At 56.1% G+C, this 20,284-nt stretch carries 32 protein-coding genes; 1 reads left to right on the top strand and 31 read right to left on the bottom strand.

Going from position 1 to position 20,284, the window contains the following annotated elements:
• The first annotated feature begins 103 nt into the window (after window positions 1–103).
• Window positions 104–2,938 (top strand): excinuclease ABC subunit UvrA, encoded by a 2,835-nt coding sequence (gene uvrA, locus EIY71_RS05670; RefSeq protein ID WP_134020871.1) that lies wholly within the window; start codon window positions 104–106, stop codon window positions 2,936–2,938.
• 64 nt (window positions 2,939–3,002) lie between these two features.
• Here the strand turns inward: uvrA and bfr are convergent, their stop codons facing one another.
• The 31 genes from bfr to tuf all read right to left on the bottom strand — a co-directional run.
• The gene (gene bfr, locus EIY71_RS05665; RefSeq protein WP_102686410.1) at window positions 3,003–3,470 is read right to left on the bottom strand and encodes a bacterioferritin; all 468 of its coding nucleotides are present in this window, start codon (window positions 3,468–3,470) and stop codon (window positions 3,003–3,005) included.
• 149 nt (window positions 3,471–3,619) lie between these two features.
• Window positions 3,620–5,074, bottom strand: coding sequence for a catalase (locus EIY71_RS05660; protein WP_134020868.1), 1,455 nt, complete (start codon window positions 5,072–5,074; stop codon window positions 3,620–3,622).
• 238 nt (window positions 5,075–5,312) lie between these two features.
• Window positions 5,313–5,699, bottom strand: coding sequence for a 50S ribosomal protein L17 (gene rplQ / locus EIY71_RS05655; RefSeq protein WP_007955635.1), 387 nt, complete (start codon window positions 5,697–5,699; stop codon window positions 5,313–5,315).
• 42 nt (window positions 5,700–5,741) lie between these two features.
• Window positions 5,742–6,743, bottom strand: coding sequence for a DNA-directed RNA polymerase subunit alpha (gene rpoA, locus EIY71_RS05650; RefSeq protein WP_003186012.1), 1,002 nt, complete (start codon window positions 6,741–6,743; stop codon window positions 5,742–5,744).
• A 22-nt stretch (window positions 6,744–6,765) separates the two neighbouring features.
• A complete protein-coding gene (gene rpsD / locus EIY71_RS05645) occupies window positions 6,766–7,386 on the bottom strand; it encodes a 30S ribosomal protein S4 (protein WP_003176404.1) in 621 nt (206 codons plus the stop codon).
• Window positions 7,387–7,404: 18 nt separating this feature from the next.
• Complete coding sequence (gene rpsK, locus EIY71_RS05640; protein WP_002555466.1) at window positions 7,405–7,794, bottom strand: 30S ribosomal protein S11; 390 nt, start codon at window positions 7,792–7,794, stop codon at window positions 7,405–7,407.
• A 30-nt stretch (window positions 7,795–7,824) separates the two neighbouring features.
• On the bottom strand, window positions 7,825–8,181 hold the full coding sequence (gene rpsM, locus EIY71_RS05635; protein WP_009045849.1) for a 30S ribosomal protein S13: 357 nt from the start codon (window positions 8,179–8,181) through the stop codon (window positions 7,825–7,827).
• 130 nt (window positions 8,182–8,311) lie between these two features.
• The gene (rpmJ, locus tag EIY71_RS05630) at window positions 8,312–8,428 is read right to left on the bottom strand and encodes a 50S ribosomal protein L36 (protein WP_002555468.1); all 117 of its coding nucleotides are present in this window, start codon (window positions 8,426–8,428) and stop codon (window positions 8,312–8,314) included.
• Window positions 8,429–8,455: 27 nt separating this feature from the next.
• Window positions 8,456–9,784, bottom strand: a complete 1,329-nt coding sequence (secY, locus tag EIY71_RS05625) for a preprotein translocase subunit SecY (RefSeq protein ID WP_003228718.1) — start codon at window positions 9,782–9,784, stop codon at window positions 8,456–8,458.
• Window positions 9,785–10,222 carry a 50S ribosomal protein L15 gene (rplO, locus tag EIY71_RS05620; protein WP_134020865.1) on the bottom strand — a complete coding sequence of 146 codons (438 nt, stop codon included), beginning with the start codon at window positions 10,220–10,222 and terminating at the stop codon, window positions 9,785–9,787. It lies immediately after the preceding gene.
• Between the two features lie 3 nt (window positions 10,223–10,225).
• On the bottom strand, window positions 10,226–10,402 hold the full coding sequence (rpmD, locus tag EIY71_RS05615) for a 50S ribosomal protein L30 (protein WP_003176408.1): 177 nt from the start codon (window positions 10,400–10,402) through the stop codon (window positions 10,226–10,228).
• Between the two features lie 2 nt (window positions 10,403–10,404).
• Entirely contained in the window at window positions 10,405–10,905 is a 501-nt protein-coding gene (gene rpsE, locus EIY71_RS05610) for a 30S ribosomal protein S5 (RefSeq protein WP_007955637.1), read from the bottom strand.
• 3 nt (window positions 10,906–10,908) lie between these two features.
• Window positions 10,909–11,259, bottom strand: a complete 351-nt coding sequence (rplR, locus tag EIY71_RS05605; protein WP_003186037.1) for a 50S ribosomal protein L18 — start codon at window positions 11,257–11,259, stop codon at window positions 10,909–10,911.
• 10 nt (window positions 11,260–11,269) lie between these two features.
• Window positions 11,270–11,803 carry a 50S ribosomal protein L6 gene (gene rplF / locus EIY71_RS05600; RefSeq protein WP_011336170.1) on the bottom strand — a complete coding sequence of 178 codons (534 nt, stop codon included), beginning with the start codon at window positions 11,801–11,803 and terminating at the stop codon, window positions 11,270–11,272.
• A gap of 12 nt (window positions 11,804–11,815) precedes the next feature.
• On the bottom strand, window positions 11,816–12,208 hold the full coding sequence (rpsH, locus tag EIY71_RS05595; RefSeq protein ID WP_011336171.1) for a 30S ribosomal protein S8: 393 nt from the start codon (window positions 12,206–12,208) through the stop codon (window positions 11,816–11,818).
• A gap of 209 nt (window positions 12,209–12,417) precedes the next feature.
• Window positions 12,418–12,723 carry a 30S ribosomal protein S14 gene (rpsN, locus tag EIY71_RS05590; protein WP_007955639.1) on the bottom strand — a complete coding sequence of 102 codons (306 nt, stop codon included), beginning with the start codon at window positions 12,721–12,723 and terminating at the stop codon, window positions 12,418–12,420.
• Window positions 12,724–12,736: 13 nt separating this feature from the next.
• Window positions 12,737–13,276 carry a 50S ribosomal protein L5 gene (gene rplE / locus EIY71_RS05585; RefSeq protein WP_003210069.1) on the bottom strand — a complete coding sequence of 180 codons (540 nt, stop codon included), beginning with the start codon at window positions 13,274–13,276 and terminating at the stop codon, window positions 12,737–12,739.
• A 20-nt stretch (window positions 13,277–13,296) separates the two neighbouring features.
• Window positions 13,297–13,611 (bottom strand): 50S ribosomal protein L24, encoded by a 315-nt coding sequence (rplX, locus tag EIY71_RS05580; RefSeq protein ID WP_003186046.1) that lies wholly within the window; start codon window positions 13,609–13,611, stop codon window positions 13,297–13,299.
• Between the two features lie 11 nt (window positions 13,612–13,622).
• The gene (gene rplN, locus EIY71_RS05575) at window positions 13,623–13,991 is read right to left on the bottom strand and encodes a 50S ribosomal protein L14 (RefSeq protein WP_002555479.1); all 369 of its coding nucleotides are present in this window, start codon (window positions 13,989–13,991) and stop codon (window positions 13,623–13,625) included.
• Between the two features lie 23 nt (window positions 13,992–14,014).
• Entirely contained in the window at window positions 14,015–14,281 is a 267-nt protein-coding gene (gene rpsQ, locus EIY71_RS05570; protein WP_003194644.1) for a 30S ribosomal protein S17, read from the bottom strand.
• A 2-nt stretch (window positions 14,282–14,283) separates the two neighbouring features.
• On the bottom strand, window positions 14,284–14,475 hold the full coding sequence (rpmC, locus tag EIY71_RS05565; protein WP_002555481.1) for a 50S ribosomal protein L29: 192 nt from the start codon (window positions 14,473–14,475) through the stop codon (window positions 14,284–14,286).
• Window positions 14,475–14,888, bottom strand: coding sequence for a 50S ribosomal protein L16 (gene rplP / locus EIY71_RS05560; protein ID WP_003228729.1), 414 nt, complete (start codon window positions 14,886–14,888; stop codon window positions 14,475–14,477). Before rplP ends, rpmC begins: the two co-directional genes overlap by 1 nt.
• A 12-nt stretch (window positions 14,889–14,900) precedes the next feature.
• Window positions 14,901–15,587: a 30S ribosomal protein S3 gene (gene rpsC, locus EIY71_RS05555; RefSeq protein WP_003176422.1), complete on the bottom strand. Its 687-nt coding sequence runs from the start codon at window positions 15,585–15,587 to the stop codon at window positions 14,901–14,903.
• Between the two features lie 13 nt (window positions 15,588–15,600).
• Window positions 15,601–15,933 carry a 50S ribosomal protein L22 gene (rplV, locus tag EIY71_RS05550; protein ID WP_003103908.1) on the bottom strand — a complete coding sequence of 111 codons (333 nt, stop codon included), beginning with the start codon at window positions 15,931–15,933 and terminating at the stop codon, window positions 15,601–15,603.
• Between the two features lie 11 nt (window positions 15,934–15,944).
• Window positions 15,945–16,220, bottom strand: a complete 276-nt coding sequence (rpsS, locus tag EIY71_RS05545) for a 30S ribosomal protein S19 (RefSeq protein WP_003228731.1) — start codon at window positions 16,218–16,220, stop codon at window positions 15,945–15,947.
• A gap of 16 nt (window positions 16,221–16,236) precedes the next feature.
• Window positions 16,237–17,061 (bottom strand): 50S ribosomal protein L2, encoded by an 825-nt coding sequence (gene rplB / locus EIY71_RS05540; RefSeq protein ID WP_008018194.1) that lies wholly within the window; start codon window positions 17,059–17,061, stop codon window positions 16,237–16,239.
• 14 nt (window positions 17,062–17,075) lie between these two features.
• Window positions 17,076–17,375 carry a 50S ribosomal protein L23 gene (gene rplW, locus EIY71_RS05535; protein ID WP_002555488.1) on the bottom strand — a complete coding sequence of 100 codons (300 nt, stop codon included), beginning with the start codon at window positions 17,373–17,375 and terminating at the stop codon, window positions 17,076–17,078.
• A complete protein-coding gene (rplD, locus tag EIY71_RS05530) occupies window positions 17,372–17,974 on the bottom strand; it encodes a 50S ribosomal protein L4 (protein WP_003228735.1) in 603 nt (200 codons plus the stop codon). The genes rplW and rplD overlap by 4 nt, the downstream gene beginning before the upstream one ends.
• 12 nt (window positions 17,975–17,986) lie before the next feature.
• The gene (rplC, locus tag EIY71_RS05525) at window positions 17,987–18,622 is read right to left on the bottom strand and encodes a 50S ribosomal protein L3 (protein WP_007955641.1); all 636 of its coding nucleotides are present in this window, start codon (window positions 18,620–18,622) and stop codon (window positions 17,987–17,989) included.
• Between the two features lie 80 nt (window positions 18,623–18,702).
• Window positions 18,703–19,014, bottom strand: coding sequence for a 30S ribosomal protein S10 (gene rpsJ / locus EIY71_RS05520; RefSeq protein WP_003186070.1), 312 nt, complete (start codon window positions 19,012–19,014; stop codon window positions 18,703–18,705).
• Between the two features lie 157 nt (window positions 19,015–19,171).
• Window positions 19,172–20,284, bottom strand: a 1,113-nt coding sequence (tuf, locus tag EIY71_RS05515) for an elongation factor Tu (RefSeq protein ID WP_134020863.1), incomplete at its 5' end; no start/stop codon positions are given.

Raw genomic sequence — 20,284 nt, 5'->3', positions numbered from 1 at the left:
CTCTCTTCATGTAAGGCAAAAAACCCATCACTTGATAGTGTGCATCCATCCAGTATTTGGCCGTATACTCCTGTGTTTTCGACGCCCGCCGAGCGAGGCCATTTTGGACAAGATCCTGATTCGTGGGGCCCGCACCCACAACCTGAAGAACATCGACCTGACCCTGCCACGGGACAAACTGATCGTCATCACCGGCCTGTCCGGATCCGGCAAGTCGTCCCTGGCCTTCGACACGCTGTACGCCGAAGGTCAGCGCCGCTATGTCGAATCCCTGTCGGCCTATGCCCGACAGTTCCTGTCGATGATGGAAAAACCCGACGTCGACACCATCGAAGGCCTGTCGCCGGCGATCTCCATCGAACAGAAGTCGACCTCGCACAACCCGCGCTCCACGGTCGGCACCATCACCGAAATCTACGACTACCTGCGCCTGCTCTATGCGCGCGTCGGTACACCGCGCTGCCCGGATCACGACATTCCGCTGGAAGCGCAGACCGTCAGCCAGATGGTCGATCTGGTGCTGGCTCAGCCGGAAGGCAGCAAGCTGATGCTGCTGGCGCCGGTGATTCGCGAGCGCAAGGGCGAGCATCTGTCGGTGTTCGAAGAACTGCGCGCCCAGGGCTTCGTCCGGGCCCGGGTCAACGGCCGGCTCTGCGAGCTGGACGAACTGCCGAAACTGGATAAACAGAAGAAGCACACGATTGAAGTCGTGGTCGACCGCTTCAAGGTTCGCGCGGATCTGCAGCAGCGTCTGGCGGAATCCTTCGAGACCGCACTGAAGCTGGCCGACGGCATCGCGCTGGTGGCGCCGATGGACGACGAGCCAGGCGAAGAGATGATTTTCTCCGCGCGCTTCGCCTGCCCGATCTGCGGCCACGCGATCAGCGAGCTGGAACCCAAGCTGTTTTCCTTCAACAACCCGGCCGGCGCCTGCCCGACCTGCGACGGTCTGGGCGTGAAGCAGTTCTTCGACATCAAGCGACTGGTCAACGGTGAACTCACGCTGGCCGAGGGCGCGATTCGTGGCTGGGATCGGCGCAACGTCTATTACTTCCAGATGCTCGGCTCGCTGGCCGCGCATTACGGCTTCAGCCTGGAGCAGCCGTTCAACGAGCTGCCGGCCGACCAGCAGAAGTACATCCTGCACGGCAGCGGCTCGCAGAACGTCGATTTCAAATACCTCAACGACCGGGGCGACATCGTCAAGCGCTCGCACCCGTTCGAAGGCATCGTGCCGAATCTCGAACGCCGCTACCGCGAAACCGAATCGGCGAGCGTTCGCGAAGAACTGGCGAAGTTCCTCAGCACCCAGTCCTGCCCGGATTGCCGTGGCACCCGCCTGCGTCGCGAAGCGCGACACGTGTGGGTCGGCGAGAAAACCCTGCCGGCGGTGACCAACCTGCCGATCGGCGACGCTTGCGATTACTTCGGCGCGCTGAAGATGACCGGGCGCCGTGGCGAGATCGCCGACAAGATTCTCAAGGAAATCCGCGAGCGCCTGCAATTCCTGGTCAATGTCGGTCTCGACTATCTGTCGCTGGATCGCAGTGCCGACACGCTATCTGGCGGCGAGGCACAGCGGATTCGTCTGGCCAGCCAGATCGGCGCGGGCCTGGTGGGTGTTCTGTACATCCTCGACGAGCCGTCCATTGGCCTGCACCAGCGCGACAATGACCGCCTGCTCGGCACCCTCAAGCACCTGCGCGACATCGGCAATACGGTGATCGTGGTCGAGCATGACGAAGACGCGATTCGTCTCGCTGACTACGTAGTGGATATCGGCCCGGGCGCCGGGGTTCATGGCGGGCAGATCGTCGCCGAAGGCACGCCGGACGAAGTCATGGCACACCCGGACTCGCTGACCGGTAAATACCTGTCGGGCCGGGTGAAGATTGAAGTGCCGGCCAAGCGCACGCCGCGCAACAAGAAACAGGTGCTGGCGCTCAAGGGCGCGCGTGGCAACAACCTGCGCAACGTTGACCTGGAAATCCCGATCGGCCTGCTGACCTGCGTGACCGGCGTTTCCGGCTCCGGCAAATCGACGCTGATCAACAACACGCTGTTCCCGCTGAGCGCAACGGCACTCAATGGCGCGACCACCCTGGAAGCCGCAGCCCACGACAGCATCAAAGGCCTGGAACATCTGGACAAGGTTGTCGACATCGACCAGAGCCCGATCGGCCGTACACCACGCTCCAACCCGGCAACCTATACCGGACTGTTCACGCCGATCCGCGAACTGTTCGCCGGCGTGCCCGAGTCCCGCTCCCGTGGTTACGGCCCGGGGCGTTTCTCGTTCAACGTGAAGGGTGGTCGTTGCGAAGCCTGCCAGGGCGACGGTCTGATCAAGGTGGAAATGCACTTCCTGCCAGACATCTACGTTCCGTGCGACGTGTGCAAGAGCAAGCGCTACAACCGCGAAACACTGGAGATCAAATACAAGGGCAAGAGCATCCACGAAACCCTCGAGATGACCATCGAGGAAGCGCGGGAGTTCTTCGATGCGGTACCAGCGCTGGCGCGCAAGCTGCAAACGCTGATGGATGTAGGCCTGTCCTACATCAAGCTCGGGCAGTCGGCGACCACGCTGTCCGGTGGTGAGGCTCAGCGGGTCAAGTTGTCTCGCGAGCTGTCCAAACGCGATACCGGCAAGACCCTGTACATCCTCGACGAGCCGACCACCGGTCTGCACTTCGCGGATATCCAGCAACTGCTCGACGTACTGCATCGCCTGCGCGACCACGGCAACACCGTGGTGGTGATCGAGCACAACCTCGACGTGATCAAGACCGCCGACTGGCTAGTGGATCTCGGCCCCGAGGGTGGCTCGAAAGGTGGGCAGATCATCGCCACCGGCGCGCCGGAGGAAGTGGCCGAGATGAAACAGTCTCACACCGGCCATTACCTCAAGCCGCTGTTGCTCCGCGATCGGGCCTGATCGCCGGGCATGAAAAAGCCCCTGCACTTCATCAGTGACAGGGGCTTTTTTGTATCGGCTGCAATCAGGACGCGTGGGACTGCAGGTAGTTCTGGATACCGATCAGTTTGATCAGGCCCAACTGCTTTTCAAGCCAGTAGGTGTGATCTTCTTCGGTGTCATTGAGCTGAACCCGCAGGATCTCGCGGCTGACATAGTCGCCGTGCTGTTCGCACAGTTCGATGCCCTTGCACAGCGCGGCGCGCACTTTGTACTCAAGACGCAAATCCGCTTCGAGCATGGTCTCGACCGTGGTACCAACATCCAGGTCATCCGGGCGCATGCGCGGAGTGCCTTCGAGCATCAGAATCCGGCGCATCAGCGCATCGGCGTGACCGGCCTCTTCTTCCATCTCGTGGTTGATTCGTTCGTAGAGCTTGGTGAATCCCCAGTCCTCATACATCCGCGAGTGAACGAAATATTGGTCACGCGCGGCCAGTTCGCCGGTCAGCAACGTGTTGAGGTAATCGATAACGTCTGGGTGGCCTTGCATCGCCCTACATCTCCCTGCTTGAAAGTCTGTAGTTTGAACCAACCTGACTGGAAGGTCACTCACTTCGCGCAATAAAAGCGAAGATATTCTGAGAAAAGCAGCCTAAATAACGCAAAAACCGCCCTAATGAGGGCGGTTCTGCTTCTCGTTTAGACTTCGTTAAGCTGTACGTTGAGCAGCTTTGCGATTGCTTCTCCGTACGCCGGATCGGCCTTGTGGAAATGCTGCAACTGACGGTCGACGACATCACTCGATACACCCGCCATCGCGCCGGCGATGTTGCTGACCAGCAATGCTTTCTGCTCGTCGCTCATCAAACGGAACAGCGCACCTGCGTGGCTGTAGTAGTCGCTGTCTTCACGATGATCGTAGCGATCAGCCGCGCCGCTCAGGGCCAGTGCAGGCTCGGCATAGTGCGGCGCTTGCTTCGGCGACTCTACATAGCTGTTCGGCTCGTAGTTAGGCGCTGCGCCACCATTGCTGCCAAAAGCCATCGAACCATCACGCTGGTAAGTATTCACCGGGCTGCGTGGGGCATTCACCGGCAGTTGCTGGTGGTTGGTGCCTACACGGTAGCGGTGAGCGTCGGCGTATGCGAACACACGACCTTGCAGCATGCGATCCGGCGACAGACCTACGCCAGGCACCATGTTGCTGGGACCGAACGCAGCTTGCTCGACTTCAGCAAAGTAGTTGAGCGGATTACGGTTCAGTTCCAGCTCACCCACTTCAATCAGTGGAAACTCCTTCTGCGACCAAGTCTTGGTCACGTCGAACGGGTTCTCGTAGTGCGCAGCGGCCTGGGCCTCGGTCATGATCTGGATGCATACGCTCCATTTCGGGAAGTCACCACGTTCGATGGCCTCGAACAGATCGCGCTGGGCATAGTCGGGATCTGTGCCTGCCAAACGTGCCGCGTCTGCCGGCGCCAGGTTCTTGATTCCTTGCCTGGTCTTGTAATGCCACTTCACCCAGTGGCGCTCGCCTTGAGCGCTGATCAGGCTGTAGGTGTGGCTGCCGAAGCCGTGCATGTGGCGATAGCCGTCCGGAATGCCGCGATCGGAGAACAGGATCGTGACCTGGTGCAGCGCTTCAGGAGAATGCGACCAGAAGTCCCACATCATCTGCGCGCTTTTCAGGTTGCTTTGCGGCAGGCGTTTCTGGGTGTGGATAAAGTCAGGGAATTTCAGCGGATCACGAATGAAGAACACCGGCGTGTTGTTGCCGACGATGTCCCAGTTGCCTTCTTCGGTATAGAACTTGAGGGCGAAGCCACGTGGATCGCGCTCGGTGTCGGCCGAGCCACGCTCGCCACCGACCGTTGAAAAACGCAGGAAGGTCGGCGTCTGTTTGCCGACAGCGGAGAACAACTTGGCGCTGGTGTACTGCGTAATGTCGCGAGTGACCGTGAAAGTACCGTATGCGCCCGAACCCTTGGCGTGTACACGACGCTCAGGAATGTTTTCCCGGTTGAAGTGAGCAAGCTTCTCGATCAGATGGAAATCATCGAGCAGCAACGGGCCACGAGGGCCAGCGGAGCGAGAATTCTGGTTATCAGCGACAGGTGCGCCACTGGCGGTCGTAAGCGTCTTGTTCTGGCTCATGCGATCTTCATCCTCTATCGGTCTTGAACTGCCGGCTAATCGGCTTGTTAGGGAGTATCGATCATCAATATGACAGCCACAAATTCATTAACTCATGACTATCAATAGAGAAAAACTAACGATAAATCCTGGCATATAGTGCAGAACCAAACAGGGTAGAAGCTTGTACGAACAGCGCATTTCTTACAGGCACAAAAAACCGGGCACTAGGCCCGGTTCCTTGTTTCAGACTGATGTCTTACTCAGCGGATACAGCTTCACCGCCGACAGCACGATCAACCAGTTCGACGTACGCCATAGGCGCGTTGTCGCCAGCGCGGAAACCGCACTTGAGGATGCGCAGGTAGCCACCCTCACGGGTAGCGTAACGCTTGCCCAGGTCGTTGAAGAGCTTACCAACGATAGCTTTCGAACGAGTACGGTCGAAAGCCAGACGACGGTTAGCAACGCTGTCTGTCTTGGCCAGAGTGATCAGCGGCTCGGCAACGCGGCGCAGTTCTTTGGCTTTTGGCAGAGTAGTTTTGATCAGCTCGTGCTCGAACAGCGACACCGCCATGTTCTGGAACATGGCCTTGCGGTGCGAGCTGGTGCGGCTCAGGTGACGCCCACTTTTACGATGACGCATGGTTCATTCCTTACCAAACACTACGTTCGGTGATTACGACGATCAGGCAGTCGCCTTGTCGTCCTTCTTAAGACTTGCAGGCGGCCAGTTGTCGAGGCGCATGCCGAGGGACAGACCGCGGGAGGCCAGAACGTCCTTGATTTCAGTCAAGGATTTCTTGCCCAGGTTCGGAGTCTTCAACAGCTCTACTTCGGTACGCTGAATCAGGTCGCCGATGTAGTAGATGTTTTCCGCCTTAAGGCAGTTAGCCGAACGTACAGTCAGTTCCAGATCGTCAACCGGGCGAAGCAGGATCGGATCGATCTCGTCTTCCTGCTCGACAACCACTGGCTCACTGTCACCTTTGAGGTCGACGAACGCAGCCAACTGCTGTTGCAGAATGGTTGCAGCGCGGCGGATAGCCTCTTCAGGATCCAGAGTACCGTTGGTTTCCAGATCAATAACCAGCTTGTCCAGGTTGGTGCGCTGCTCGACACGGGCGTTTTCCACCACGTATGCGATACGGCGAACCGGGCTGAACGAAGAGTCAAGCTGCAAGCGACCGATGCTGCGGCTTTCGTCTTCATCGCTCTGACGCGAGTCTGCTGGTTCATAACCACGACCACGAGCTACGGTGAGCTTCATGTTCAGGGCGCCGTTAGACGCCAGGTTAGCGATTACGTGATCGGGATTAACGATCTCGACATCATGATCCAGCTGAATATCGGCAGCGGTAACCACCCCCGAACCCTTCTTCGACAAGGTCAGCGTAACTTCGTCACGACCGTGCAGCTTGATGGCCAGACCTTTAAGGTTCAACAGGATTTCAATTACGTCTTCCTGTACACCTTCGATGGCGCTGTACTCGTGGAGCACACCGTCAATCTCGGCCTCGACTACTGCGCAGCCGGGCATTGAGGACAACAGGATGCGGCGCAGCGCGTTGCCCAGGGTGTGGCCAAAACCACGCTCGAGAGGCTCGAGAGTGATCTTGGCGCGGGTTGGACTGACAACCTGCACATCAATGTGGCGGGGTGTCAGGAACTCATTTACCGAAATCTGCATGGATGCACCTATTTTCTAGCCCTTACTTGGAGTAGAGCTCGACAATCAGGCTTTCGTTGATGTCGGCGGACAGATCACTGCGAGCAGGAACGTTCTTGAAAACGCCCGACTTCTTCTCAGTGTCTACTTCTACCCATTCTACGCGGCCACGTTGGGCACACAGATCGAGAGCTTGGACAATGCGAAGTTGGTTTTTTGCTTTCTCGCGAACAGCAACCACGTCACCAGCACGAACCTGGTAGGACGGAACGTTTACGGTCTGACCGTTAACGCTGATCGACTTGTGCGATACCAGCTGACGGGATTCGGCACGAGTCGAACCAAAGCCCATACGGTATACAACGTTGTCCAGACGGCATTCGAGCAGTTGCAGCAGGTTTTCACCAGTTGCACCTTTCTTGCCAGCAGCTTCTTTGTAGTAGCCGCTGAACTGACGCTCGAGAACGCCGTAGATACGACGGACCTTCTGCTTTTCACGCAGTTGGGTGCCGTAGTCGGACTGGCGACCGCGGCGTTGGCCGTGGATACCAGGTGCTGCTTCAATGTTGCACTTCGATTCGATCGCGCGCACGCCGCTCTTCAGGAAGAGATCGGTGCCTTCGCGACGAGCGAGTTTGCATTTTGGACCAATGTAACGAGCCATTCTTTACAATCTCCTGGATTACACGCGGCGCTTCTTCGGCGGACGGCACCCGTTGTGCGGGATTGGCGTCACGTCGGTGATGCTGGCGATCTTGTAGCCACAGCCGTTCAAAGCGCGGACTGCGGATTCACGACCTGGACCTGGACCCTTGACGTTCACGTCGAGGTTTTTCAGGCCGTATTCCAGCGCAGCTTGACCAGCACGCTCAGCAGCTACTTGAGCAGCGAACGGGGTGGACTTGCGGGAACCGCGGAAACCCGAACCACCGGAGGTAGCCCAGGAAAGAGCGTTACCTTGACGGTCGGTGATGGTCACGATGGTGTTGTTAAAAGAAGCATGGATGTGGGCGATGCCATCAACCACTGTCTTTTTAACTTTTTTACGAGGACGAGCAGCAGGTTTTGCCATGATTAAATTCCTGTCGATTCGCTGGGGCGATTACTTGCGGATCGGCTTACGCGGACCTTTACGGGTACGCGCGTTGGTCTTGGTACGCTGACCGCGTACTGGCAGACCACGACGATGACGCAGACCGCGATAGCAACCGAGGTCCATCAAGCGCTTGATTTTCATGTTGATTTCGCGACGCAGGTCACCTTCAGTGGTGAACTTCGCCACTTCGCCACGCAGCTGTTCAATCTGCTCGTCGCTCAGATCCTTGATCTTTGCGGCTGGGTTTACCCCAGTCTCTGCACAGATCTTCTGTGCAGTAGTGCGACCAACACCATAGATGTAGGTCAGCGAGATAACAGTATGCTTGTTATCTGGAATGTTAACGCCTGCAATACGGGCCATTCAGTGGGACTCCAATTGACAGCTACCTACGCCCCGGAAGCCAAGAAATAGGGCGCGAGATAATATCGCTGTAATAACAAATAATCAACCCGGTAGCGCACTAGCTACCGGGCTTGAAGCACAATCACACTCAGCCTTGGCGCTGTTTGTGACGCGGTTCCGCGCTGCAAATTACTCGAACAACACCTTCGCGGCGAATAATCTTGCAGTTACGGCACAGCTTTTTCACCGATGCACGAACTTTCATCACCAACTCCTCGAACCTTATGGGTACTCAGCGCAACATGCCGCTGCCGTAACCCTTCAGGTTGGCTTTCTTCATCAGGGATTCGTACTGGTGCGAAACGAGGTGCGATTGTACTTGGGACATGAAGTCCATCACAACCACGACCACGATCAGCAACGAGGTCCCGCCAAGGTAGAACGGAACGTTTGCTGCAACCACCAGGAACTGGGGCAACAAGCACACGGCCGTCATGTAAAGAGCACCGAACATGGTCAAGCGAGTCAAAACGCCATCAATATAGCGTGCGGACTGCTCACCTGGACGGATGCCCGGAATAAAGGCACCGGACTTCTTCAGGTTTTCCGCTACGTCTTTCGGATTGAACATCAACGCCGTATAGAAGAAGCAGAAGAAAATAATCCCTGCACTAAACAGCAGAATATTCAACGGCTGACCAGGAGCGATCGACTGCGAGATGTCCTGCAACCAGCCCATACCTTCAGACTGACCAAACCAGGCACCCAACGAAGCCGGGAACAGCAAAATGCTGCTCGCGAAAATAGCCGGAATAACACCGGCCATGTTCACCTTCAGCGGCAAGTGGCTTGTCTGCGCAGCAAAAACCTTGCGGCCCTGCTGACGCTTGGCGTAGTGAACAGCGATACGACGCTGACCACGCTCAATGAACACCACGAAACCGATAATCGCTACTGCCAGCAAACCGATGGCAACCAAAGCGAAGATGTTGATATCGCCCTGACGCGCAGACTCGAAAGACTGCCCGATTGCTCTCGGAAGACCGGCGACGATACCCGAAAAAATCAACATCGAGATACCGTTGCCTACACCACGCTCAGTAATCTGCTCACCCAGCCACATCATGAACATCGCGCCAGCCACAAACGTGGAGACCGCGACGAAATGGAAGCCAAAGTCACCAGTGAACGCAACGCCCTGCCCCGCCAGACCAATGGACATGCCAATGGCCTGAACGAGAGCGAGGACGACGGTGCCGTAGCGGGTGTACTGGCTGATCTTGCGACGGCCAGCTTCACCTTCCTTCTTCAACTGCTCCAGCTGCGGGCTGACGGCGGTCATCAACTGCATGATGATCGATGCCGAAATGTACGGCATGATCCCCAGTGCAAAGATGCTCATCCGCTCCAGCGCGCCGCCGGAAAACATGTTGAACAAGCTAAGAATGGTCCCCTCATTCTGTCGAAACAGGTCTGCGAGTCGGTCCGGGTTGATACCTGGAACCGGGATGTGTGCGCCTATTCGGTAGACGATAATCGCCAGGAACAGAAAACGCAGACGAGCCCAGAGTTCAGACATACCGCCTTTGCCGAGCGCAGAGAGAGCACCTTGCTTAGCCATTTATTCCTCGAACTTGCCGCCAGCTGCTTCGATAGCCGCACGCGCACCTTTGGTGGCGCCGATTCCCTTGCCGATAGTGACAGCGCGAGTCACTTCACCGGACAGCATGATTTTCACACGCTGTACGTTGACGTTGATCACGTTGGCATCTTTCAGGGACTGCACGGTGACGATGTCGCCTTCCACTTTAGCCAGCTCGGACAGACGCACTTCTGCGCGGCCCATGGCTTTCAGGGAAACGAAACCGAACTTCGGCAGGCGACGATGCAGCGGCTGTTGACCGCCTTCAAAGCCTGGAGCAATGGTGCCACCGGAGCGGGAAGTCTGACCTTTGTGACCACGGCCACCAGTCTTACCCAAACCACTACCGATACCACGGCCCGGACGATGCTTTTCGCGACGGGAACCCGGCGCTGGACTCAGATCATTGAGTTTCATCGATTAACCCTCGACACGCAGCATGTAGTAAGCCTTGTTGATCATCCCGCGATTCTCGGGAGTATCCTGGACTTCTACAGTGTGACCGATGCGACGCAGACCCAGACCCTTAACGCACAGTTTGTGGTTAGGGATGCGGCCGGTCATGCTTTTGATCAGCGTAACTTTAACGGTAGCCATGATTACTTGATCTCCTCAACACGCAGGCCACGTTTGGCTGCAATGGATTCAGGAGACTGCATAGCCTTCAGACCCTTGAAAGTGGCGTGAACCACGTTTACAGGGTTAGTCGAGCCGTAGCACTTGGCCAGAACGTTCTGAACGCCAGCAACTTCGAGGACAGCACGCATAGCGCCGCCAGCGATGATACCGGTACCTTCAGAAGCAGGCTGCATGTACACCTTCGAAGCGCCATGGGCGGACTTCATTGCGTACTGCAGAGTGGTGCCGTTCAGATCAACCTGGATCATGTTGCGGCGAGCAGCTTCCATTGCCTTCTGGATCGCAGCAGGCACTTCACGCGACTTGCCACGGCCGAAGCCAACACGCCCTTTACCATCACCAACCACGGTCAACGCGGTGAAAGTGAAGATACGGCCGCCTTTAACGGTTTTGGCTACGCGGTTAACTTGAACCAGCTTCTCGATGTAGCCTTCGTCGCGCTTTTGGTCGTTATTTGACATAACTTAGAACTCCAGCCCAGCTTCACGAGCAGCATCAGCCAGCGCTTTAACGCGGCCGTGGTACTTGAAGCCAGAGCGGTCGAAAGCCACCTGCGAGACGCCAGCGGCCTTAGCACGCGTAGCGACCAGCTGGCCAACCTTAGTGGCCGCGTCGATGTTGCCAGTGGCGCCATCACGCAGTTCTTTATCCAAAGTCGAGGCGCTTGCCAGGACTTTGTTGCCGTCGGCCGAAATGACCTGGGCGTAGATGTGCTGCGAAGAGCGGAACACGCAGAGACGCACGACTTCGAGTTCGTGCATTTTCAGGCGTGCTTTGCGAGCGCGACGCAGTCGAGTAACTTTTTTGTCGGTCATTTGCTATGCCCTACTTCTTCTTGGCTTCTTTACGACGGACGACTTCGTCCGCGTAGCGCACACCTTTGCCTTTGTACGGCTCTGGTGGACGGAAGTCGCGGATCTCGGCGGCCACTTGACCTACCAGCTGCTTGTCGATGCCCTTGATCAGGATATCGGTCTGGCTAGGAGTCTCAGCGGTGATGCCTTCCGGCAGTTCGTAATCCACTGGGTGCGAGAAGCCAAGAGCCAGGTTCAGCACCTGACCTTTTGCTTGCGCTTTGTAACCAACACCGACCAGCTGGAGCTTACGCTCGAAGCCTTGGCTTACGCCCTGGACCATGTTGTTTACCAACGCACGAGTGGTACCGGCCATTGCGCGAGTCTGTTGATCGCCATTGCGAGCAGCAAAACGCAGCTCACCGGCTTCTTCAACGACTTCAACGGACGAATGGACGTTCAGTTCAAGAGTACCCTTGGCACCCTTCACCGAAAGCTGTTGGCCTGCGAATTTTACTTCGACACCGGCTGGCAGCTTAACGGGGTTCTTAGCGACGCGAGACATGCTTATCCCCCCTTAGAACACAGTGCAAAGAACTTCGCCGCCGACACCGGCAGCGCGCGCAGCACGATCAGTCATCACACCTTTGTTGGTGGAGACGATAGACACACCGAGACCGCCACGTACTTTTGGCAGTTCTTCGACGGACTTGTACTGACGCAGGCCTGGACGGCTAACGCGCTTCACTTCCTCGATGACCGGACGGCCTTCGAAGTATTTCAGCTCGATGGACAGCAGTGGTTTGGTTTCGCTGCTGATCTGATAACCCGCGATGTAACCTTCGTCCTTCAGGACTTTTGCTACAGCCACCTTCAACGTGGAAGACGGCATGCTTACGACGGACTTTTCAGCCATCTGGGCATTACGGATTCGAGTTAGCATGTCCGCTAACGGGTCCTGCATACTCATGGGCTAGACGCTCCTAATACAGAAAAATTAGCCTTGCGGCTACTACTTGTCGCCGAGAAATTCCGGGCATAAAAAACACGGGCTCAGGCGAGCCGGTCATTCTAGACATACCCCAGAAATGAATCAAGCCCCAAAAGGGGCTTGATTCAAGTTCAAGGCCACCGATGGTCAGGTTCTTGCGACCCCGACCATCAAGGCTTTGACAGCAATTACCAGCTGGCTTTAACCAGACCTGGTACGTCACCACGCATTGCCGCTTCACGCAATTTGTTACGGCCGAGGCCGAACTTGCGGTAAACGCCGTGCGGACGACCGGTCAGACGGCAACGGTTACGCATGCGCGAGGCGCTTGCGTCACGTGGCTGCTTCTGCAGAGCTACGGTAGCTTCCCAACGCGCTTCTGGACTTGCGTTCAGATCAACGATGATAGCTTTCAGCGCTGCACGCTTGACGGCGTACTTGGCAACGGTGAGCTGACGCTTCAGCTCACGGTTTTTCATGCTCTTCTTGGCCATTTTCCTACTCCAATCAGTTGCGGAACGGGAATTTGAAAGCACGCAGCAGAGCGCGGCCTTCATCATCGTTCTTGGCAGTGGTGGTCAGGGTAATGTCCAGACCGCGGAGAGCATCGATCTTGTCGTAGTCGATTTCCGGGAAAATGATCTGCTCTTTCACGCCCATGCTGTAGTTGCCACGACCATCGAAGGACTTGGCATTCAGGCCGCGGAAGTCGCGAACCCGAGGCAGGGAGATCGACAGCAGACGATCCAGGAACTCGTACATACGCTCACGGCGCAGGGTCACTTTGACGCCGATCGGCCAACCTTCACGGACTTTAAAGCCAGCGATGGATTTGCGAGCGTAGGTCACAACGACTTTCTGGCCGGTGATCTTTTCCAGGTCAGCAACAGCGTGCTCGATGACTTTTTTGTCGCCGATCGCTTCGCCCAGACCCATGTTCAGGGTGATTTTGGTAACGCGCGGAACTTCCATCACGTTCGAAAGCTTAAGTTCTTCCTTAAGTTTCGGAGCGATTTCCTTCCGGTAAATCTCTTTTAGTCGTGCCATGGTCTTCTACCTAGCAGTGTTCAAGCATCAACCGCTTTTTGGGTCGACTTGAAGACACGAATTTTCTTACCGTCTTCTACTTTGAAACCAACGCGGTCAGCCTTGTTGGTTTCGCCGTTGAAGATGGCGACGTTGGAAGCGTGCAGTGGCGCTTCTTTCTCGACGATACCGCCCTGTACGCCCGACATCGGGTTAGGCTTGGTATGACGCTTGACCAGGTTCAGACCACCAACAACCAGACGGTTGTCAGCAAGAACCTTCAGCACCTTACCGCGCTTACCTTTGTCTTTGCCGGCGATCACGATGATCTCGTCGTCACGACGAATCTTTTGCATGTCGGATCTCCTTACAGCACTTCTGGGGCGAGCGAGACGATCTTCATGAACTTCTCAGTACGAAGTTCACGGGTCACTGGCCCAAAGATACGGGTGCCGATCGGCTCTTGCTTGTTGTTCAGAAGAACAGCAGCGTTGCCATCAAAGCGGATAATGGAGCCATCAGCACGACGTACGCCGTGACGAGTGCGGACTACAACAGCAGTCATCACTTGGCCTTTTTTCACCTTACCGCGAGGAATTGCTTCCTTCACGGTAACTTTGATGATGTCACCGATACCAGCGTAACGACGATGGGAGCCACCCAGCACCTTGATGCACATAACGCGGCGAGCGCCGCTGTTATCGGCCACATCGAGCATGGATTGAGTCTGAATCATATAATTTCTCCGACCCCTAGCCCTTAGACTTCCACAGCGCGTTCGAGAACATCAACCAGCGCCCAAGACTTGGTCTTGGCCATCGGACGAGTTTCACGAATAGTGACTTTGTCGCCGATGTGGCACTGATTGGTTTCGTCGTGCGCGTGCAGCTTAGTCGAACGCTTAACGTATTTACCGTAGATCGGGTGCTTAACGCGACGCTCGATCAGAACGGTGATGGTTTTGTCCATCTTGTCGCTGACAACACGGCCAGTCAGCGTACGGACAGTTTTTTCGGCTTCAGCCATGATCACTTACCTGCCTGCTGGTTGAGCACAGTCTTCACGCGAGCGATGTCACGCTTAACTTGCGAGAGCAGATGAGACTGCCCCAACTGGCCAGTTGCTTTCTGCATGCGCAGATTGAACTGGTCGCGCAGCAAGCCGAGCAGTTGCTCGTTCAGCTGCTGTGCGGATTTTTCACGAAGTTCATTCGCTTTCATCACATCACCGTCCGTTTAACAAAGGAGGTGGCGAGCGGCAGCTTTGCAGCAGCCAGGGCGAAAGCCTCACGCGCCAGCTCTTCAGAAACACCCTCGATTTCATACAGGACTTTGCCTGGCTGAATCTGGGCAACCCAGTACTCCACGTTACCCTTACCTTTACCCATACGAACCTCGAGAGGCTTCTTGGAGATCGGCTTGTCCGGGAATACACGGATCCAGATCTTGCCGCCACGTTTTACGTGACGGGTCAGAGCACGACGCGCTGACTCGATCTGACGAGCGGTGAGACGACCACGAGCTACAGACTTCAGCGCGAACTCGCCGAAGCTGACTTTGCTACCGCGCAGTGCCAGACCACGGTTGTGGCCGGTCATCTGCTTGCGGAACTTCGTACGCTTAGGTTGCAACATTTGGCGTACCCCTTACTTAGCAGCTTTTTTACGAGGCGCTGGTGCTTGTGGCTTCAGCTCTTCTTGGCGACCACCAATTACTTCGCCTTTGAAGATCCAAACCTTTACACCGATCACACCGTAAGTGGTGTGAGCTTCGTAGTTGGCATAGTCGATGTCGGCACGCAGGGTGTGCAGTGGCACACGACCTTCGCGATACCATTCAGTACGTGCGATTTCAGCACCGCCGAGACGACCGCTCACTTGGATTTTGATGCCTTTGGCACCAATGCGCATGGCGTTCTGTACAGCGCGCTTCATGGCGCGACGGAACATTACACGACGCTCCAGCTGCTGAGCTACGCTCTGCGCAACCAGCATACCGTCGAGTTCCGGCTTGCGGATCTCTTCGATATTGATGTGCACAGGCACACCCATTTGCTTGGTCAGGTCCTGACGCAGCTTCTCAACATCTTCACCTTTCTTCCCGATAACGATACCTGGACGAGCGGTGTGGATGGTGATGCGTGCAGTTTGGGCCGGACGATGGATATCGATACGGCTTACGGACGCGCTTTTTAGTTTGTCTTGGAGGTATTCACGCACCTTCAGATCAGCGAACAAGTAGTCCGCATAAGTCCGACCGTCTGCGTACCAGACGGAGGTGTGCTCCTTGACGATTCCCAGGCGAATGCCAATGGGATGTACTTTCTGACCCATCTCTTCGACTCCGTTACTTGTCAGCAACCTTGACAGTGATATGGCAAGACCGCTTGACGATGCGATCAGCACGGCCTTTGGCACGTGGCATGATGCGCTTCAGCGAACGCCCTTCGTTGACGAAAACGGTGCTGACCTTCAGGTCATCAACGTCTGCGCCTTCGTTATGCTCGGCGTTGGCTACGGCCGACTCCAGCACTTTTTTCATGATCTCGGCGGCTTTCTTACTGCTGAAAGCCAACAGGTTGAGCGCTTCGCCCACCTTCTTCCCGCGGATCTGGTCGGCGACCAAGCGGGCTTTCTGGGCGGAGATTCGAGCGCCCGACAACTTAGCGGCTACTTCCATTTCCTTACCCCTTAACGCTTGGCTTTCTTGTCTGCCACGTGCCCGCGATAAGTGCGGGTACCGGCGAACTCGCCCAGTTTGTGGCCGACCATGTCTTCGTTTACGAGAACTGGGACGTGCTGACGACCGTTGTGTACAGCGATGGTCAAACCGACCATTTGTGGCAGGATCATCGAACGACGCGACCAAGTCTTAATTGGTTTGCGATCGTTCTTTTCCGCCGCCACTTCGATCTTCTTCAGTAGGTGAAGATCAATAAAAGGACCTTTTTTCAGAGAACGTGGCACTGTCGTATCCCTCTATTTACTTGCGACGACGGACGATCATTTTGTCGGTACGCTTATTACCACGAGTCTTCGCGCCCTTAGTCGGGAAGCCCCATGGCGATACCGGATGACGACCACCAGAGGTACGACCTTCACCACCACCATGTGGGTGGTCAACCGGGTTCATGGCAACACCACGAACGGTTGGGCGAACGCCACGCCAGCGCTTGGCACCAGCTTTACCCAGCGAACGCAGGCTGTGCTCGGAGTTCGAGACTTCGCCCAGGGTCGCACGGCACTCAGCCAATACTTTACGCATTTCACCGGAACGCAGACGCAGGGTCACGTAAACGCCTTCACGAGCGATCAGCTGAGCCGAAGCACCAGCGGAACGAGCGATCTGTGCGCCTTTACCTGGCTTCAGTTCGATGCCGTGTACGGTAGAACCGACTGGAATGTTGCGCAGTTGCAGAGCGTTACCTGGCTTGATTGGAGCCAGGGCACCTGCGATCAGCGTGTCGCCAGCACTCACGCCTTTAGGGGCGATGATGTAGCGGCGCTCGCCGTCTGCGTAGCAGAGCAGTGCGATGTGAGCAGTACGGTTTGGATCGTATTCGATACGCTCAACAGTGGCGACGATGCCATCTTTGTCGTTGCGACGGAAATCGACCATACGGTAATGCTGCTTATGACCACCACCGATGTGACGAGTGGTAATACGGCCATTGTTGTTACGACCACCAGTCTTCGATTTTTTCTCGAGCAGCGGTGCGTGAGGAGCGCCTTTATGCAGCTCCTGGTTGACCACCTTGACCACAAAACGGCGGCCAGGGGAAGTCGGTTTGCATTTAACGATTGCCATGATGCACCCCTTCCTTACTCAGCACTGCTGCTGAAATCGAGATCTTGGCCTGGCTGAAGGGAGATAACTGCCTTCTTCCAGTCATTACGCTTGCCCAGACCGCGAGCGGTGCGCTTGCTCTTACCCAGAACGTTCAGGGTAGTAACACGCTCAACTTTCACGCTGAACAGGCTTTCGACGGCCTTCTTGATTTCCAGCTTGGTTGCGTCAGTAGCAACCTTGAAAACGAACTGGCCTTTCTTGTCTGCCAGAACCGTAGCCTTCTCGGAAACGTGCGGGCCAAGCAGAACTTTAAATACGCGTTCCTGGTTCATCCCAGCAGCTCCTCGAATTTCTTCACGGCCGACACGGTGATCAACACCTTGTCGTATGCGATCAGACTAACTGGATCGGAACCTTGCACGTCACGTACATCTACGTGTGGCAGGTTGCGAGCAGCCAGGTACAGGTTCTGATCAACAGCGTCCGACACGATCAGAACGTCGGTCAGGCTCATGTTGTTCAGTTTGCCCAGCAGGTCTTTGGTTTTCGGAGTTTCAACTGCGAAATCCTGAACCACGACCAGACGATCAGTACGCACCAGCTCAGCAAGGATGGAACGCATTGCTGCGCGATACATCTTCTTGTTCAGCTTCTGCGAGTGATCCTGTGGACGAGCTGCGAAAGTGGTGCCGCCGCCGCGCCAGATTGGGCTACGGATAGTACCGGCACGAGCACGGCCAGTACCTTTCTGACGCCATGGGCGCTTACCGCCACCACGAACGTCGGAACGGGTCTTTTGCTGCTTGCTACCTTGACGGCCGCCGGCCATGTAGGCCACGACTGCTTGGTGAACCAGCGTCTCGTTGAATTCGCCGCCAAATGTCAGTTCGGAAACTTCGATCGCTTGAGCGTCATTTACATTTAATTGCATGTCAGCTTCCCCTTAACCGCGAGCCTTGGCTGCTGGACGTACAACCAGGTTGCCGCCAGTAGCGCCAGGAACAGCACCCTTGACCAGCAACAGATTGCGTTCAGCGTCCACGCGCACTACTTCCAGGGACTGCACGGTCACGCGCTCAGCGCCCATATGACCGGACATTTTTTTGCCCTTGAATACACGACCAGGAGTCTGGCACTGGCCGATAGAGCCTGGGACGCGGTGGGATACGGAGTTACCGTGGGTGTTATCTTGCCCGCGGAAATTCCAACGCTTGATCGTACCCTGGAAGCCTTTACCTTTGGACTGACCGGTTACATCAACCAGTTGACCAGCAGCGAAGATTTCAGCGTTGATCAGATCGCCGGCCTGGTACTCGCCTTCTTCAAGGCGGAATTCCATTACGGTACGACCAGCGGCAACGTTCGCTTTGGCGAAGTGGCCAGCCTGAGCAGCTGTTACACGGGAAGCACGACGCTCGCCGACAGTGACTTGCACTGCACGATAGCCATCGGTTTCTTCAGTTTTGAACTGGGTGACGCGATTCGGCTCGATCTCAATGACCGTGACCGGAATGGAGACACCTTCTTCGGTGAAAATACGGGTCATACCCGCTTTACGACCGACTACACCAATAGTCATGTTGTAAACCTCATGAGTGTACGGGGCTTTCACCCGCTATGGCCGCCCATTTCAGAGCGTTACACGACCAAGACCGAGTCTTAGCCGAGGCTGATCTGCACTTCCACACCGGCCGCAAGATCAAGCTTCATAAGTGCATCAACGGTTTTATCCGTTGGCTGGACGATGTCCAGAACGCGCTTATGAGTGCGGATCTCGTACTGGTCACGCGCGTCTTTGTTGACGTGCGGGGAAACCAGAACGGTGAACCGCTCTTTACGGGTAGGCAGTGGAATTGGACCACGCACTTGAGCACCAGTACGTTTCGCGGTTTCCACGATTTCCTGGGTTGATTGGTCGATCAGGCGATGGTCAAAAGCCTTCAACCTGATACGGATTTGCTGATTTTGCATTGGATTTCAGACTCCGGCTGCTATTCCCACCGGGCGCAATACGCCCGTTAAAAGGAGGCGCAATTCTATAGACGCCCCAGATAGGTGTCAACCCAATAAAAAAGCCCCCGCTAAGCGGGGGCTTTTTCAACTCATCAAAGCTGACTCAATAAAGAGATCACTCGATGATTTTAGCTACGACACCAGCACCAACGGTACGGCCGCCTTCACGGATTGCGAAACGCAGGCCGTCTTCCATCGCGATGGTTTTGATCAGGGTAACAGTCATCTGAATGTTGTCACCTGGCATTACCATTTCAACGCCTTCTGGCAGCTCGCAGTTACCAGTCACGTCAGTAGTACGGAAGTAGAACTGTGGACGGTAGCCTTTGAAGAACGGAGTGTGACGGCCGCCTTCTTCCTTGCTCAGAACGTAAACTTCTGCGGTGAACTTGGTGTGCGGCTTAACCGAACCCGGCTTAACCAGAACCTGACCACGCTCAACGTCGTCACGCTTGGTGCCACGCAGCAGAACGCCGCAGTTCTCGCCAGCACGACCTTCGTCCAGCAGCTTGCGGAACATCTCAACACCGGTGCAGGTGGTGGTGGTGGTGTCACGCAGACCAACGATTTCCAGGGCGTCTTGAACGCGAACGATACCGCGCTCGATACGACCGGTCACAACAGTACCGCGACCCGAGATCGAGAACACGTCTTCGATTGGCATCAGGAAAGGCTTGTCGATAGCACGCTCTGGCTCTGGGATGTAGCTGTCCAGAGTTTCCACCAGCTTCTTAACAGCGGTGGTGCCCATTTCGTTGTCGTCTTTGCCTTCCAGCGCCATACGAGCCGAACCGATGATGATCGGAGTGTCGTCGCCTGGGAAGTCGTAGGTGGACAGCAGGTCGCGAACTTCCATCTCAACCAGTTCCAGCAGCTCAGCGTCGTCTACCAGGTCAGCCTTGTTCAGGAAAACCACGATGTACGGAACGCCTACCTGACGGGACAGCAGGATGTGCTCACGGGTTTGTGGCATCGGACCATCAGCGGCCGAGCAAACCAGGATCGCGCCGTCCATCTGCGCAGCACCAGTGATCATGTTCTTCACGTAGTCAGCGTGACCTGGGCAGTCAACGTGAGCGTAGTGACGAATGTTCGAGTTGTACTCAACGTGCGCGGTGTTGATGGTGATACCGCGAGCTTTTTCTTCTGGAGCGCTGTCGATCTTGTCGAATTCAACTACGGCCGAACCGAAAACTTCGGAGCAGACGCGAGTCAGAGCAGCGGTCAG

This window comes from Pseudomonas sp. CH235 (genome assembly GCF_004368175.1).
Lineage (GTDB): Bacteria > Pseudomonadota > Gammaproteobacteria > Pseudomonadales > Pseudomonadaceae > Aquipseudomonas > Aquipseudomonas paraglycinae.
This window is presented reverse-complemented; position numbering and strand designations above follow the sequence as displayed.